Below are 15,186 nucleotides of genomic sequence, written 5' to 3'. Positions count from 1 at the left end.
ATTGGAGGGTGAAGTATTGCCTGCGGTCAAATGACCGCACCCAATTTAAAAATCGGCAAATACAGGGCAATCACCAGCCCGCCCACCAGCACGCCCAGCACCACCATCAGGGCCGGTTCCAGCAGCGAGGACAGGATGGTGACGGTGGCGGCGATTTCTGCTTCGATGATGTCGGCCGCGCGCGTCAGCATGGTGTCGAGCACACCCGATTCTTCGCCGATCAGGGCCAGTTGCGTCAGCAGTTCGGGAAATACGCCGCTGTGATCCATCGCCAGGGCCAGGCTGCCGCCGGCGCGGATTTCGCGCTCGATGCGCAAGGTGGCGTCCTGGTACAGCGGATGGTTGGAGGCGGCGCCGACCAGTGCCAGCGAGTCGAGCAGCGGTACCCCGGCGGCAAACATGGCAGCCAGGGTGCGCGTCCAGCGGGCGATGGCGGCGCAGCGCAGCAGCGGGCCGAACAGGGGCAAACGCAGCGCCTGCAATTGCACTTGCCTGCGTAGGGCGGGCGAACGCCGCCAGGCCAGGTGCAGCAGTAAAACAAGCGCCGCCAGCACGGCCAGCATGGCCAGCCAGTAACGGACGAAAAAAGCCGAGATGGCCATCACCATCAAGGTTGGCAGCGGCAAGGGGGCGCCAAAACTGTCGAACACCTGGCGAAACGCGGGCACGACCCAGCTCATGATGATGGCCGTGACGAAGACGGCAACGAGCACGATGGCCAGCGGATACATGATGGCGCCGCGTAACTGGCGGCGCAGGGCGATGGTTTTTTCCTGGTGCGTGGCCAGGCGCGCCAGCAATTCCTGCACGATGCCGGCTTGCTCGCCAGCCGCCACCAGGCTGCAATACAGGCTGTCGAACAGCCTGGGGAACTGGCGAAACGCTTGCTGCAGGCTGCTGCCTGCCTCGATATCGTGGCGCAAATCGGCCATCAGCTCGGTGATGGCCGGCTTGGCGTGGCCCTTGCCGGCGATGTCGAAAGCATGCAGCAGGGGCACGCCGGCCGCCATCATGGTCGACAGCTGGCGCGTGAAGAGGGCGATATCCTTGTGCGTGATGGCCTTGCCCGGTGCATGGCGGCGGGCGCGCACGCGGGTGGCGAGGATGCCCTGGCGGCGCAAGGCCAGGGTGACGGCGGCGGGATCGGCCGCGCGCAGCATGCCGTGCACGCGCTTGCCGTGGCGGTCAGTACCTACCCACGCAAATTGCCGTTCTCCCGTCATGTGCGCCCCCAGCGCTCACCTTAGCACCGGCGGGGTAACAGCCGCCAGCGCGTACGCCGGCGGGTTTGATGCGGCTCAGTTTGCGGTTTGATTCTTCGCTGTCTGCACTTCCGTTTGCACGACGGCCTGGGCCTTGACCTCGTCTGCATCGTCGTCGTCGCCCTCCGAACCCTTGCTGATGCTTTCGCCATCGTTGCGGCGCAGGGTCCAGAAGGTCAGCGAAGACAGGACGGTCAGCGCCGCCAGGGCCAGGAAGGCGTGGTGCAAGGCACTGGTCAGCTGCACCCGGTCCGATTGCGGCATGTCGCCCAGGAACCAGCCGGTGATCAGCGAACCGAAGGCCAGGCCAAAGCTCATCGACAGTTGCTGCATCGAACTGGCAATGGTGCTGGCCATGCTGGAATCGCTCTTGTCCACGTCCGCATAGGCGATGGTATTCATGCTGGAAAACTGCAGGGAATTGAAAAAGCCCAGGCACAGGCTGATGGCGACGATCACATAAATCGGCGTGTTGGCGCCCACTTGCGAAAACATGGCGATGGTGACGCCGATCAGTACCGTATTGATGACCAGTACCTGGCGGTAGCCGAAGCGGGCCAGCACGCGCGCGGAAATGAATTTCATGAACATGGCGGCGGCCGCCGACGGCATCATCAGCAAGCCTGATTGCCAGGCCGGCAAGCCCAGGCCCAGCTGATAAAGCAGCGGCAGCAGGAAGGGCAGGCCGCCCACGCCCAAACGCGTGACGAAGCCGCCCACCACCGACACGCGGAAGGTGCGGATCTTGAACAGGGCCAGGCGCAGCAGCGGGTGCAGTACTTCGCGCGAGTGCCAGGCATAGGCGGCCAGCAGGCTGATGGAGATGAACAGCAGCACGGCGGCCGAGGTGAGGTCCAGCTTGTGCTCGCCGAAAATTTCCAGCAGCCAGGAGAGCAAGGCGATACCGGTGCCGAACAGCACCAGGCCGATCAAGTCCAGCGGGCGCTGCTTGTCGCCGTAATAATCAGGCATGTAGCGGTGCGCCAGGTACAGCGCCGTCAGGCCGACCGGTACGTTGACGAAGAAAATTTCACGCCACGACAGCCAGTGCACGATCAGTCCGCCCACGGTCGGCCCCAGCAAGGGACCGATCAGGGCGGGGATAATCACGAAATTCATGGCCGCCAGCAATTGCGACTTGGGGAAGGTGCGGATGATCGCCAGCCGTCCTACCGGCATCATCATGGCCGCGCCCACCCCTTGCAGCAGCCGCGCCGCCACCAGCATCGGCGAATTGACGGACAGGCCGCACAGGATGGAAGCGATGGTAAAGATGGCGATGGCGGCGGAAAACACGCGCCGTGTACCGAAGCGGTCGGCCATCCAGCCGCTGATGGGGATGCACACGGCCAGGCTCAGGATGTAGCTGGTGACCACCGCCTTCAGGCTCAGCGGCGTCACGTTCAGGCTGGCGGCCATGGCGGGAATCGCGGTGTTGACGATGGTGGAGTCGAGCTGCTCCATGAAAAGGGCGGTGGCGACTACCCAGGGAAGGTAGCTTTTAACGGCAGAACTGGACATGGATGCGGAGCCTGAGAAGGTTGGAACGGAGCCAACAGTGCCCTGAATTGTTACACAAAAGGCGCTTGCGCGCCGCCATCCGTGCGCGTTTGATCATTAAACCTGGTTTAACTTGTCCAGTGCATCGAGCAAGGGTTGCGCCGCATCGGCGATGCGATCCAGGCTGGCTTCGCGCAAGGCGGCGGTATCGACCGTAAGGTCCGAGTCCAGCCCGGCCCAGCGCAGTAGCGCCGAACAGGCGCCGGGCGTATCGAACATGCCGTGCAAATAACTGCCGAGGATTTGCCCGTCCGGCGACACGGCGCCTTCCGGCCGGCCATCGATGACAAAGGCCGGTATCGACAGGGCCGGACCTTGCGACACGCCCATATGGATTTCATAGCCACCGACTTTTGCATCGGCAAACGCGCAGTGGCCGCTGACCTGCTCCAGCCGCTTTTCCGATGTCAGCTCCGTCGTCATGTCCAGCAAGCGCAGCCCTGGCGAGCTTCCGGCCATGCCTTCCACGCCCAGCGGATCGTGCACGGCGAGCCCCAGCATCTGGAAGCCGCCGCAAATGCCGATCACCTTGCCGCCGTAGCGCAAGTGTTTGGCCAGGTAGGCCGGCCAGCCTTGCTGCTGTAGCCAATCGAGGTCGCCGCGCGTGTTTTTACTGCCGGGCAGGATCACCAGGTCGGCCGGCGGCATGACTTGCCCTTGCTGGATGAATTGCAGGTCGATGCCCGGGTGGGCGCGCAAGGCGTCGAAATCCGTATGGTTGCTGATGCGCGGCAGTCGCGGCACCACCACCTTGAAAGCCCCCCGTTCCGTTTGCGTCGCTTCGACGGCGTCTTCCGCGTCAAGGAATAGCCCTTGCAGATACGGCAGCACGGCCAGCACCGGTTTGCCCGTCTGCTGTTCCAGCCATTCGATGCCGGGTGTCAGTAGCGAGATGTCGCCCCGAAAACGGTTGATGACGAAGCCGATGATGCGCGCCCGTTCGCTGTCGGACAAACACGCCAGGGTGCCGATGATATGGGCAAACACGCCGCCCCGGTCGATATCGGCCACCAGGATCACCGGGCAATCGACGGCTTCGGCAAACCCCATATTGGCGATATCGCGTGCCCGCAAATTGACTTCGGCCGGGCTGCCTGCGCCTTCGACGATGATAGCCTCGTACTGCGCGCGCAGGCGTCCATGCGATTCCAGCACGGCGCCCATCGCCACGGTTTTATATTGCTGGTAGTCGCGGGCGTTCATTTCCGCGCGCACCTTGCCATGGATGATCACTTGCGCACCCGTGTTCGACGACGGTTTTAATAGCACCGGGTTCATGTCCGTGTGCGGCGCGATGCCGGCCGCCAGCGCCTGCAATGCCTGGGCGCGGCCGATTTCTCCGCCATCTGCCGTGACGGCGCTGTTCAGGGCCATGTTCTGCGGCTTGAACGGCGCCACGGAAATGCCACGGCGTTTCAGCAAGCGGCACAGGGCGGCGACCACGGTGCTCTTGCCGGCATCCGAGGTGGTACCCTGCACCATCAGGGTGGAAAAGAGCGAGGGTGTGCTCATGGTGCTTATGGCGCGCTTTGTGCCGCTGGATTCGTGCGGTGCAAACGGGCCAGCTCGATTTTTTCGCACAGGGCGGCCGTGCCTTCGATCATGCGCGGGCCGGCGCGGTTGAGCAAATCGCCATTCAGGCGGAACAGGTTATTGCTGCGCACCGCCTTCATCGACGGGAAGGCACGCCACATGGCCAACCCGCCTTCGCTGCGCGGATCGCTCTTTTCACTGGTGCCGAAAATCGCTTCCGGATCTTCCTGCAGCACGCCTTCTTGTGTGACGACGGGCGCCACCACCTTCAAGGCTGCGAAGATATTCTGCGCGCCGCACACGCGCATGGCGTCGCTGACGATGCTCGCCCCGCTCAGGGTGTACAGCGGCTTGTCCCACACCTGGTAAAACATGCGCACGGGCGGGCGCTGCGCATAGCGCGCCGTCAGGCTGGCCAATTGGCCGCGCAGCTGGGCCGCAACGGGTTTGGCCACGCTTTCCGTGCCCATCAGCTGGCCCAGGCGCTCCAGGCTGTCGGGAATATCGGCCAGCTTGCGCGGTTCGCTATGAAAGATCGGCACTTTTAGCTGACGCAGCATGGCGATCTGGCGTTCGGCGCTGCCATGCATCCAGACCACGATCAGGTCGGGTTTCATGGCGATGATGCGTTCCATGTCGAACTGGCGGTTGTCGCCCACCTGCGGCAGTTTTTTTGCCGCTTCCGGATAATCGCTGTAGCTGACGACACCGGCGATCTTGTCGCCGCCGCCAGCGGCAAACAGCAATTCCGTGATGTGCGGCGCCAGCGCCAGGATGCGCTGCGCCGGCTTGTCGATGGTGACGAGATTGCCATCGTCATCGCGCACCGAGATGGCGGCGTGCGCGTTGAGGGAAGTGATGGTAGCGAAAGTGGCCAGCAGGGCGGCGATATGTGAGCGTTTCATGTGTTGTCCTTGTTCCATGCGGTGAGTGCCTGTGACAGGCTGTGCCAGGTGGCATCGTCGGGCGGCAGTCCCAGGCGGATGCCGCGCGCGGCCTGGCGGAATAATCGTACCCAGATACCGCGCTGCGCCATGTGCCGCCAGAAGTCTTCGGCACGTGCTTCGGGCCACCATTGAAATAAATCCGTGCCTTGACTGGCGATGCCATGCGCGGCCAGCAGTTGTCGCAGCCGCGCAGCTTCCTGCTGCAAGCGGCTGCGCATGGCCGTTTGCCATGGCGTATCCGTCAGCGCTGCCAGCGCCACCTGCTGCGCCGGGCCGCTGACGGTCCACGGCCCCAGCAAATCGGCCAGTTGTGCCAGCAAGCGAGGATGGGCGGCCACAAAACCCAGGCGCAGGCCGGCCAGGCCAAAGAATTTGCCGACCGAGCGCAGCACGATCAAGCCAGGCATGTGCGTATGCGGCCCAAGGCTGGCCTGCGTTTCCGTGTCGCCGAATGCTTCATCGACCACCAGCCAGCCGCCGCGCGCCGCCAGCCGGCTGGCCCATGCCAGCAGCAATTCGGGCGCGATGCGTTCTCCGGTGGGATTGTTCGGGTTGCAGATCACCAGTACCTCGCAGCTATCGACGGCGCCGGCCAATTGCGCATACGGCACTTGCGACAACTGGTGGCCGTGCTGTCCCCAGTGGTGCGCATGTTCGGCATACGACGGTGCGGCGACGACCACGCGCGATGGTGGCCGCAAGCGGGGCAGGGCCTGGATGGCGGCCTGCGTACCGGCCACCGGCAGCATGGCTGGCGCGCCATAATAGGTGCAAGCGGCGGCCGCCAGCGCGGGGTCGGCTTCTGGCAAACGGTGCCAGGCGTTGGCGTTCGGTGCTGGCGCTGCATACCAGTGCGGGTTGATGCCGGTCGACAGGTCGATCCAGTCTGCCAGCGGCCGGCCATATTCGCGCGCCGCGTCGCGCAGGTTGCCGCCATGTTCAAGCATGGAAGACCCCGCGCACATATACCAGGCCCGCCGCCAGCGCCATCCAGATCAGCCACAGCACGGCCGTTTCCGCCACCAGCCGCCAGGCGCGGTCGATGTCGCGTGCTTCGGCCGGGCGTCCGCTGCCCAGCGGCGGGCGGCTTTCCAGTACGCCGTCGTAGATGGCGTCGCCACCGAGCGCCAAGCCCAGGGCGCCGGCGCCGCTGGCCATCACGGGCCCTGCATTCGGGCTGCCCCAGGCGGGGGCTTGCGTGCGCCAGCAAAACCACGCGCGTTTTTTATCCGCCATGGTTTTACCCAGCAAGACATACGACAAAGCCGTCAGGCGCGCCGGCAGGTAGTTGAGGATATCGTCGATGCGTGCGGCGCAGCAGCCGAACCAGTCAAACCGCTCGTTGCGGTAGCCCCACATGGCGTCCAGCGTGTTCGCCAGGCGGAACAGCACGGCGCCGGGGCCGCCCGCCACTGCGAACCAGAACAGGGTGCCGAAGACGGCGTCGTTGCCGTTTTCCAGCAGGGATTCGGTGCTGGCCTTGGCCAGGCTGGCCGCGTCGGCGTTGGTAGTATCGCGGCTGACGATGCGCGCCGTCAGCAGGCGTGCGTTATCGAGATCATCGAGCGCCAGCGCATCGGCGATCGGCTGGTTATGGTCGCGCAGGCTGCGCAGCCCCAGGCACAGATACAGCAGAAATACGTGCAGCGCTGCGCCAGCCCAGCCGCATAGCCAGGCGGTGAGCACGGTGATCGGCAGCACGGCCAGCATCCACGCCAGCGCACCGCGCACAAAGCGTGCGCGGCCCCGGTTCAGCAATCGTTCGATAGCGTTGGCGAGGCGGCCAAAGCCGACCAGCGGATGCCAGCGCCGCGTTTCTCCGAGGATGATGTCGAGCAGTACGCCGGCCGTCATCAGCGCGGCCAGCATGGGCAGGGACAAGCCACTCAGCATGCGCCGCCCTTCAGGTGTAGCGGCAGACCGGCTGCGACAAATATGGCCTTGTCGCAGATGGCCGCCACTGCCTGGTTCAAACGTCCCGCTTCATCGGTGAAACAGCGCGAAATGGCGCCGTAAGGCACGATGCCCATGCCGACTTCATTCGATACCAGCACGATGTCGCAACCGCTGTCTTCCAGGTCGGCCAGCGCGTACAGCAGCAGCGCGCGTTCACTGTGAAACCGTTCGGGCAGGACGATATCGCCCACGTCCGGATACGTCTCGCCAGTGGAAAACAGCAGATTGGTCAGCCAGAGGGTCAGGCAATCGACCAGCAGCAGGCGATTGGGGCGCGCCTGCTGCAGGATGACTTCGCCCAGGCAGAGCGGTTCTTCCAAGGTGATCCAATCGGCCGGGCGCTGCAGGCGATGGTGGACGATGCGTGTGGCCATCTCGCCATCGCCGGCTTGCGCGGTAGCGATGTAGGTGACTTGCTTGCCCGAGCTGCGGGCCAGTTGTTCGGCGTAGGCGCTCTTGCCGGAACGGGCGCCGCCGAAGACCAGGGTGCGCGTCATGGCGCTGTTACCACTCGGTACCGGCCTGCGCGCCGATGCCGGCCGCATACGCGTGCTTGACGACCGCCATCTCGGTGACGGTGTCGGCAATCGCGATCAGTTCTTCCGGTGCGCCGCGGCCCGTGATGACGACGTGCTGCATGGCCGGGCGTTCCAGCAGGTCGGCAATCACCTTGTGTACATCCAGGTATTTGTATTTGAGGGCGATATTGAGTTCGTCGAACAGCACCAGGCCGTAGCTGGGATCAGCCAGGAAAGTCTTCGCCTGCTGCCACGCCAGTTCCGCTTTTTCGATGTCGCGCTCGCGGTTCTGGGTTTCCCAGGTATAGCCTTCGCCCATGGCGTGAAAACTGATTTCATCGGGGAAGCGGCGCAGGAATTTTTCTTCACCGGTCGACATGGCGCCCTTGATGAACTGCACCACGCCCACTTTCATGCCATGGCCCATGGCGCGTATCGCCATGCCGAAACCGCTGGAGCTTTTACCTTTGCCGTTGCCCGTGTTGACGATGATGATGCCGATTTCCTTGTCGGCCTTGGCGATGGCCGCATCGATGATGGCCTTCTTGCGCTCCATGCGCACGCGGTGGCGTTCGTTGATGGCGGCAGTTTCTGCATCGATGGTTTTGTTCTCGCTCATGCTATGTCCTCTTTCGGTATGAATATCTTGCGTTTGCCATGTTCGATGATCTCGATCGGGTGGCCCAGGTAGTGGCCCAGGATGGATGCCTGCATCATTTCGGTTACGGGGCCGGCCAGCCAGCCGCCGTCGCCCATCAGCAGCAGCGAGTGGGTCGAGACGCTATGCGCCAGGTTCAGGTCATGGCCCACCATCACCACGGTTTTATGCTGTTCGCGGCACAGTTTTGCCAATAGTCCCATCACGCTGACCTGGTGCGCCAGGTCCAGCGCATTGGCCGGTTCGTCGAGCAGCAGCAGCGGCGTATCCTGCGCCAGCATGGCGGCGATCGCCACGCGCTGGCGCTCGCCGCCCGACAGGCTGCGCACGTCGCGCGCGGCCAGGTGATCGACTTCCATCGATGCCAGTGCGGCGAGGGCAAGGTGCTGGTCGTCGCTGCCTTCCCAGTAATGGTTGTCGTGATACGGATGGCGCGCCGACAGCACTGTCTCGATCACGCTATACGAAAATGCATCGTGCCGCGCCTGCGCCAGAAAGGCCCGTTCGCGCGCCAGTTCCGTCAACGGCCAGTCGCCCAGGGCGCGGCCTTGAATAGTGACATGGCCCGTGTCCGGTTCGCGCAGGCCAGCCAGGGTGCGCAGCAGGGTGCTCTTGCCGGCGCCGTTGCGGCCGATCACGCTCCAGCATTCACCTGCGCTGATGCTCCAGTTTAAATTGTCCACCAGCGTGCGCGTGCCCGCTTTCAGATTCAGTTGGTCGGTACGTATCATATTCACCCCCGGCGCAAGCGGTGCAGCTGGTACAGGAAGACAGGCGCGCCTATCATTGCCGTGATGACGCCGACGGGCAGTTGCAGCGGCGCCAGCACGGTGCGCGCCAGGGTATCGGCCAGTACCAGGAAAGTGCCGCCCACCAGTGCTGCGGCCGGAATCAACAGCCGGTGGTCAGGGCCGCAGGCAAAGCGCAGCGCATGCGGCACGATCAGGCCGACGAAACCTATGCTGCCGGCGCTGGTGACGGCGCTGGCCGTCAGCAGGCCGGAACAAAAGAACAGGCCCTTGCGCAGTGCGCCCACGCGCACGCCCAGAGTACTTGCCGCTTCCGCATGCAGTGCCATTACATTCATGGCGCGCGCGCTGCGCAGCGCAAACACCAGGGCGGCGGCCAGTACCAGCCAGGGCATCAGCCGCGCGGGTGCGCCGGACAGGTCGCCTATCATCCAGAACACCATGCTGCGCAAACGGCTCTCGGGCGCGATCGACAGCATCAGGGTGACGATGGCCATGCAGGCCGACGACAGGATCACGCCCGTCAGCAACAACAGCGAAGCGCCGCCTTCTGCCGCGGTACCGCCGCGCAGGTCGCGCCGGGCAAACAGGTACAGCAGCATGGAGATGCCGACCGCGCCGGCAAAGGCAGCCGCATCGACCACCCACAGCGCGCACATGAACAGCAGGGCCGCCAAGGCGCCCACGGAAGCGCCGGCGGAAATGCCCAATACATAGGGGTCGGCGAGGGGGTTGCGCAGCAAGGCCTGCATCATCACGCCGGCCAGCGACAGCGCCGCGCCGGTGACGAAGGCGGTCAGTGCGCGGCCCAGGCGCAGGTCGAGCAGGGTGGCGGCGAGGGTATCGGTTTTGCCCTGGATCAGGTGGAGCAGGGCGGAAGGCAGGTCGGCGAGCGGAATCGCTACGGAGCCGGTCATGCCGGAGAAAATCAGGCTGGCAATCGCGCATACGATCAGCATCGTGAGGATCAGGATGGCGCGGTGGCGCAGATTGCGAAAAAATGGGTGCATGTACTGCCTTTAACTCGGGGACTGCAGAACTGCAGCTGCGGGCGATGGCGACATGCCACCGCCCGCAGCTTACCTCATTACAAGGTGTTTATTTCATGCCGTAGCGTACGCCGACGAACAAGTTGGAACGTGGCGTTGCGTAGAAGCGTGCCAGTTCGTAGTTCTTGTTGGTGATGTTGTTCCAGCGTGCCAGCACCGACCAGTCGCGTGTGAACTGGTAGGTGCTGTACAGGTTCAGCAAGCCATAGCCACCCAGGGTGTTTTTGTTGGCGGCATCGTCAAAGCGCTTGTCCGACAACTGCCATTCTGTACCCGCGGTCAGTGGACCGGCGGTATAGTCGGCGTTGAAAGTCGCGTGTTTCTTGGCGCGGCGTTGCAGCTGCTTGTCCTTGGTTTGATCGCGTGGGTCTTGCAGGTCGATGTTGCCGCTGATGTTGAACGCGCCGAACTTGCGGCTGCCGGCCAGGGTCAAGCCTTCCAGCAGCGCCTTGTTGACGTTGTAGGCGCAACCAAAAGTACCGTTGAAGGTCGGATCAGGGCATGGGGTGGTGTTGACGATCAGGTCGGTGACCTTGTTGTGGTAGTAGCTTGCGCTCAGCTGCGATACACCGTCGTTGTAGTGCAGGCCGATTTCCGCATTGCGGCCCGTTTCCGGCTTGTTCGACGCCAGGCCATAGCCTGGGTAGAACAGTTCATTGAACGTTGGGGCGCGGAAGCTGGTGCCATAGCTGGCGTTGGCGCGCAGGCTATTGCTGAAGCGGTAGCCGTAAGCGACGCTGCCCGTGTTGTGGGAGCCGAATTTCGAGTTGTCGTCGTTGCGTGCACTGATGCTGACCAGGTGCTCGCCGCGTACCATATTGTACGAAGCGGCGTAGGACTTGGTATTGCGTCCGCGGCTCACTTCTGGCGTGCTGCTCGACATCACGTCTTCGTTGCGATAGTCAGCCAGCAATTGCAGATTGTCGCTGCCGATACGGATATCGTGCTGCCAGGTGATATCGGTTTGCTTGGTGTCGATTTCGCTCTTGCCCCACGATGCCGCGCTGCTGTCGTCGCCCGACTTGTCGCGTGCTTCAGCGTAGCGCAGTTCGCTGGTCCAGTTCGGCAGGAATTGGTTTTTCGTGAAGACCGAAACGTTTTCCAGCTTCTGGTTGCTGCGCGCGTCGTAGCCTGGGCCTGCGTCGTACTGTGACTTCAGTTCCGAATTGAGGAAAACCAGGCCGACTTCGTGGCCTTTGGCCATTTGGTAGCTGAATTGGCCGCTGGCGCTTTGTTTGTCGTAGCCGTCCTTGTCCGGATTGTAGGTGAACGACGATGCGCCCAGCTTGGAAGCCGAGAAGCCGTCCGACTTTTCCTTGCCTGCGGTCAGCGAGTAGTTGAAATTGTTGATGCTACCAGCCACGCTGGCTTCGGCCTGGCGGGTGTTGTAGCTGCCGTAGCCGGCGAAAGCGGAGAAGCGCGCCGGGCCGTCGCCTTTTTTGGTGAAGATCTGGATTACGCCGCCGATTGCATCAGCGCCGTACATGGTGCTTGCAGGGCCGTAGACGATTTCAACGTGATCGATGCTCGACAGGGGCAGGGCGCTCCAGTTGGCGGTGCCCAGGGTGGACGAACCGATGCGCACGCCGTCGACCAGGACGATATTCTGGTTGCTGTTTGCACCGCGAATGAAGACGCTCGATGCCGTGCCTGGACCGCCGTTGCGGGCCACTTCGATGCCGCGTTGTTTTTGCAGCAGATCGACCAGCGAACCGGCGCCCGAGCGCGCGATTTCTTCGGAGCTGATGGTCACGGTATCGCTCAATACTTCGCTCAGGTGCTGCGGATAGCGGTTGGCGGTAACGACGACAGGATCGAAAGTGTCGGGCGTGGTCTGGGCGAAGGCGGCAGGCGCAGCAATGGCTAGCGCGAGCGACGTGAGCGCCGCATGGCGGGAAACAGCATGAGTCATGATAATTTTCAGTAAGTAATTTGCAACCGGCCTACGTCCCCGTTGGCCAGATTGAACAGAAGCGGGAAACTGAGGACGGCGATCGAAGATGGCCTTCGCCATTTGGATCGCAAACCTCCCCGTTCGCACACTTCCACCTGTCCTGGCCGGTATCCGGGCTGGCAAGTATGGCGATCCCACCTTCCCATGCCGTTATCGGCACAGTGGTTGTCAGGGATGGCTAGCCATTCGTATCTGCTTGAGATGAATGACACTTGCTTACCGTTGCGGGGGCAGCACACGTTCACCGCACTGCGGCATCGTGTTTCCCGTTTAACTGCGCTCATGGACATGGGCGCGGGCACCAAAACCCCTCCATTATACGTGCAGAGGGCCTGACCCGAAATGTCAGGATTGACATTCAATCATCAAAAGTTGATGACAGTTGTCGTGCCATAGTCGATTTTATGGGCAGAAGAGGCGGCCAGCAGGGCGGTTTCTTCCAATGATAAACGCGCCTGCAACGCTGTCAGCAGGCGGATGGTGCCCGCATGGCAGATGAGGATGGCTACACCGTGTTGTTCGCGCAACAGATCGTGTTGAAAGGCCTGCAGCCGGGTGGCCATGCCCAGCACATTTTCGCCGCCGCCCGGCCGGTAGTGCGCCAGATCGGCTGCCCAGGCATCGATTTCCGTACGGGGAATGGTGTGCCAGGGCCGCATTTCCCACGTGCCGAAATCCATCTCTGCCAGGCGGGTGTCAAGATGCAGGGCGCTGGCGGACAAGTCTTCAGCTAGTTGCTGTGCCAGATCCAGGCAGCGCAGCAGGGGGCTGGTGTAGACGGGTATATGGGGCGGCAAGCGGTGCCGCAGGCTGGTCCGTACTTTTTCTCTTTCGTGGTGAGCAACGGCCACATCGCTGCTGCCATAGCAAATACCGCTGGACACTTGCGGTGCAGGGTGGCGGACAAGAATCAAGCGCATGCTAATACAAGCGCACGGGCGGCTGGACGCTGGACAGGATAGCCAGGTAAATCAGCACTTCCGCCACTTGCTGCACGGCGCCCAGGCAATCGCCCGTATAGCCTTGGATGCGCCGCTGGCATGTGCGGCCCAGCCACCACGCGGCGCCCGCCGCTACCAGCGCGGCGATCAGCAGCGCACTCCAGGCGACGATCCCCAGAATGCCGCACACGATGGCGGGCAGCAAGCCGCAAACGGTGGCGATGGTAAATTCTCCCGTGCTCATCGATTGCGCCATTGGCTTGGCCTTGCCTTCATCGCGCGCGTAGTCCATGCACCATATCAGCGAGACGGCGGCCAGGCGTGACAGTGGATGGGCAATCAGCAGCGCTGCCACCACCGCGGCAGGCGGCAGCGAGGCCAGCGCCACGCATTTGATGGCCAGCAGGCACAGTATGCCGATGGCGCCATACGCGCCGATGCGCGAGTCTTTCATGATTTCCAGTACCCTCTCACGCGTATAACCGCCGCCGAAACCGTCGCACATGTCGGCGAAGCCGTCTTCATGGAAGGCGCCCGTCAGGTAGATGCCGGCGGCGACGGCCAGCAGCACGGCCACCGTCGATGGCAGGAAGCAGCTGGCCAGCAGATACACGGCGCTGGAAATCGCCGCCACTGCCAGGCCCACCAGCGGAAAATAGCGCGACGCGTGCTGCAGCCAGTCAGGCTCAAAACCTACCCAGCGCGGTATCGGCAAGCGCGTGAAGAACTGCAGCGCGATAAAAAACAATCGGCACTGGTGGATGAGAGCATGGACGGGCTTGATCATGGTTAATCTGGCGTGGATTTTTCGCTGACCTGGGCCGAGGCGAACGTCGCCATCTCGCGCATGAAATTGACAGCCGCGTGCAGCAGTGGCAAGGCCAGCGCGGCACCCGTGCCTTCACCCAGGCGTAAATCGAGCTGCAGCAGCGGGCGTGCGGCCAGGCTGGCCAGTAGCTGGCGGTGGCCGTGTTCATCGGAACAGTGCGAAAACACGCAGTAGTCGAGGATGGCAGGTTGCAGCCGGGCCGCAACCAATAATGCGCTGCTGACGATAAAGCCATCGATCAGCAAGATCATGCGCTGTTCGGCGGCCTTCAGCATGGCGCCAGCCATCATGGCGATCTCGAAGCCGCCAAAGGTGGCCAGCACGTCGAGCGGATCGGTAACACCCGCATGATGCGCGACGGCCGCCTCGATCACCTTCTGCTTGTGCAGGATGCCGTCGACAGACAGGCCCGTGCCGGCGCCCACGCAGTGCGCGACCGGCGTCTGCGTCAGCTTGTGCATCAGTGCCGCAGCGGCGGTCGTATTGCCGATACCCATTTCGCCGAAGCCCAGCACATTGCCATCCAACGTGGCAACCAGGTCCATGCCCGCCTGCAGGGCTGCCAGGCATTGTTCGCGGCTCATGGCCGGTTCCCTGGCAAAGTTGCGCGTGCCTGGGCCTTGCTTGCGGTCGATCAGCCCGTCGCGCGGGCCGAAGTCGTGCTTCACGCCCGCATCGACTATATACAAGGCGCTATTGTTCTGGCGGGCGAAGACATTGATGGCTGCGCCGTTGCCCAGGAAGTTTTCCACCATTTGCCAGGTCACGCTCTGCGGATAGGCAGAAATGCCTTCGTCCACCACGCCATGGTCCGCTGCAAATACGATGATGGCGGGATCTCGCAGGGTCAGTTGCGTACTTTGCTGTATCAATCCGATCTGGCGTGCCAGTGTTTCCAGCAGCCCCAGGCTGCCCAGGGGTTTGGTCTTGCTATTGAAGGCGTGTTCGAGTTTGCTGGACAGGGCGGAATTGGCGGTAGGGAGGATGTGTGGGATAGGCATGGGATCAAGATAAAGGAGGCGGCGCAGTTGCCAGCGCTACGATAGCACAAGGCAATATTGGCCAGTCCCTGAAATAGCCCTTGCGGGGCGAGCGTGCCTTGGCTATAATTCGCCCCCTCGCTGAACGACGCATGCAAATGCTGAACGAAGCGGAGAAAAAAGAAGGTTGACGAAATGTGCGAAACGCTTCATACTCTTCCTTCTTCGCAGCTGACAAACACAACGCTTT

General features: G+C 62.9%; 15 protein-coding genes and 1 riboswitch. All 15 genes read right to left on the bottom strand.

Translation table 11 applies throughout. The features are described from left to right. Positions 1-26 precede the first annotated feature (26 nt). Positions 27-1,223, bottom strand: coding sequence for a type II secretion system F family protein (locus tag ACL9RI_RS19440; protein ID WP_422728147.1), 1,197 nt, complete (start codon positions 1,221-1,223; stop codon positions 27-29). 75 nt (positions 1,224-1,298) lie between these two features. After that, positions 1,299-2,783: a DHA2 family efflux MFS transporter permease subunit gene (locus ACL9RI_RS19435; RefSeq protein ID WP_422728146.1), complete on the bottom strand. Its 1,485-nt coding sequence runs from the start codon at positions 2,781-2,783 to the stop codon at positions 1,299-1,301. A gap of 96 nt (positions 2,784-2,879) precedes the next feature. Further along, entirely contained in the window at positions 2,880-4,334 is a 1,455-nt protein-coding gene (locus ACL9RI_RS19430; RefSeq protein ID WP_422728145.1) for a cobyric acid synthase, read from the bottom strand. Between the two features lie 5 nt (positions 4,335-4,339). Continuing rightward, complete coding sequence (locus ACL9RI_RS19425) at positions 4,340-5,260, bottom strand: cobalamin-binding protein (protein ID WP_422728144.1); 921 nt, start codon at positions 5,258-5,260, stop codon at positions 4,340-4,342. After that, positions 5,257-6,249, bottom strand: coding sequence for a threonine-phosphate decarboxylase CobD (cobD, locus tag ACL9RI_RS19420; protein WP_422728143.1), 993 nt, complete (start codon positions 6,247-6,249; stop codon positions 5,257-5,259). Before cobD ends, ACL9RI_RS19425 begins: the two co-directional genes overlap by 4 nt. Further along, positions 6,242-7,195: an adenosylcobinamide-phosphate synthase CbiB gene (gene cbiB, locus ACL9RI_RS19415; RefSeq protein ID WP_422728142.1), complete on the bottom strand. Its 954-nt coding sequence runs from the start codon at positions 7,193-7,195 to the stop codon at positions 6,242-6,244. Before cbiB ends, cobD begins: the two co-directional genes overlap by 8 nt. Continuing rightward, positions 7,189-7,755 carry a bifunctional adenosylcobinamide kinase/adenosylcobinamide-phosphate guanylyltransferase gene (gene cobU / locus ACL9RI_RS19410; protein ID WP_422728141.1) on the bottom strand — a complete coding sequence of 189 codons (567 nt, stop codon included), beginning with the start codon at positions 7,753-7,755 and terminating at the stop codon, positions 7,189-7,191. Before cobU ends, cbiB begins: the two co-directional genes overlap by 7 nt. A gap of 7 nt (positions 7,756-7,762) precedes the next feature. Beyond that, the gene (gene cobO, locus ACL9RI_RS19405; protein ID WP_422728140.1) at positions 7,763-8,395 is read right to left on the bottom strand and encodes a cob(I)yrinic acid a,c-diamide adenosyltransferase; all 633 of its coding nucleotides are present in this window, start codon (positions 8,393-8,395) and stop codon (positions 7,763-7,765) included. Beyond that, on the bottom strand, positions 8,392-9,165 hold the full coding sequence (locus tag ACL9RI_RS19400; protein WP_422728139.1) for an ABC transporter ATP-binding protein: 774 nt from the start codon (positions 9,163-9,165) through the stop codon (positions 8,392-8,394). Before ACL9RI_RS19400 ends, cobO begins: the two co-directional genes overlap by 4 nt. A 2-nt stretch (positions 9,166-9,167) precedes the next feature. Then, positions 9,168-10,193 carry a FecCD family ABC transporter permease gene (locus tag ACL9RI_RS19395; protein WP_422728138.1) on the bottom strand — a complete coding sequence of 342 codons (1,026 nt, stop codon included), beginning with the start codon at positions 10,191-10,193 and terminating at the stop codon, positions 9,168-9,170. A gap of 88 nt (positions 10,194-10,281) precedes the next feature. Then, positions 10,282-12,144, bottom strand: coding sequence for a TonB-dependent receptor domain-containing protein (locus tag ACL9RI_RS19390; protein WP_422728137.1), 1,863 nt, complete (start codon positions 12,142-12,144; stop codon positions 10,282-10,284). A 127-nt stretch (positions 12,145-12,271) separates the two neighbouring features. After that, positions 12,272-12,507: riboswitch (cobalamin riboswitch) on the bottom strand. A gap of 44 nt (positions 12,508-12,551) precedes the next feature. Continuing rightward, positions 12,552-13,106, bottom strand: coding sequence for a histidine phosphatase family protein (locus tag ACL9RI_RS19385; protein WP_422728136.1), 555 nt, complete (start codon positions 13,104-13,106; stop codon positions 12,552-12,554). A gap of 1 nt (position 13,107) precedes the next feature. Then, on the bottom strand, positions 13,108-13,914 hold the full coding sequence (locus ACL9RI_RS19380; RefSeq protein ID WP_422728135.1) for an adenosylcobinamide-GDP ribazoletransferase: 807 nt from the start codon (positions 13,912-13,914) through the stop codon (positions 13,108-13,110). Positions 13,915-13,916: 2 nt separating this feature from the next. Beyond that, the gene (gene cobT / locus ACL9RI_RS19375) at positions 13,917-14,957 is read right to left on the bottom strand and encodes a nicotinate-nucleotide--dimethylbenzimidazole phosphoribosyltransferase (protein WP_422728134.1); all 1,041 of its coding nucleotides are present in this window, start codon (positions 14,955-14,957) and stop codon (positions 13,917-13,919) included. Positions 14,958-14,961: 4 nt separating this feature from the next. Beyond that, positions 14,962-15,186, bottom strand: a 225-nt coding sequence (locus tag ACL9RI_RS19370) for a hypothetical protein (protein ID WP_422728133.1), incomplete at its 5' end; no start/stop codon positions are given.

It is taken from the genome of Janthinobacterium sp. Mn2066 (genome assembly GCF_049319705.1).
In the GTDB taxonomy this organism is placed as follows: Bacteria; Pseudomonadota; Gammaproteobacteria; order Burkholderiales; family Burkholderiaceae_D; genus Janthinobacterium.
Note: the sequence above shows the minus strand (reverse complement) of the source record. Positions and strands in the feature narration are given on the sequence as shown.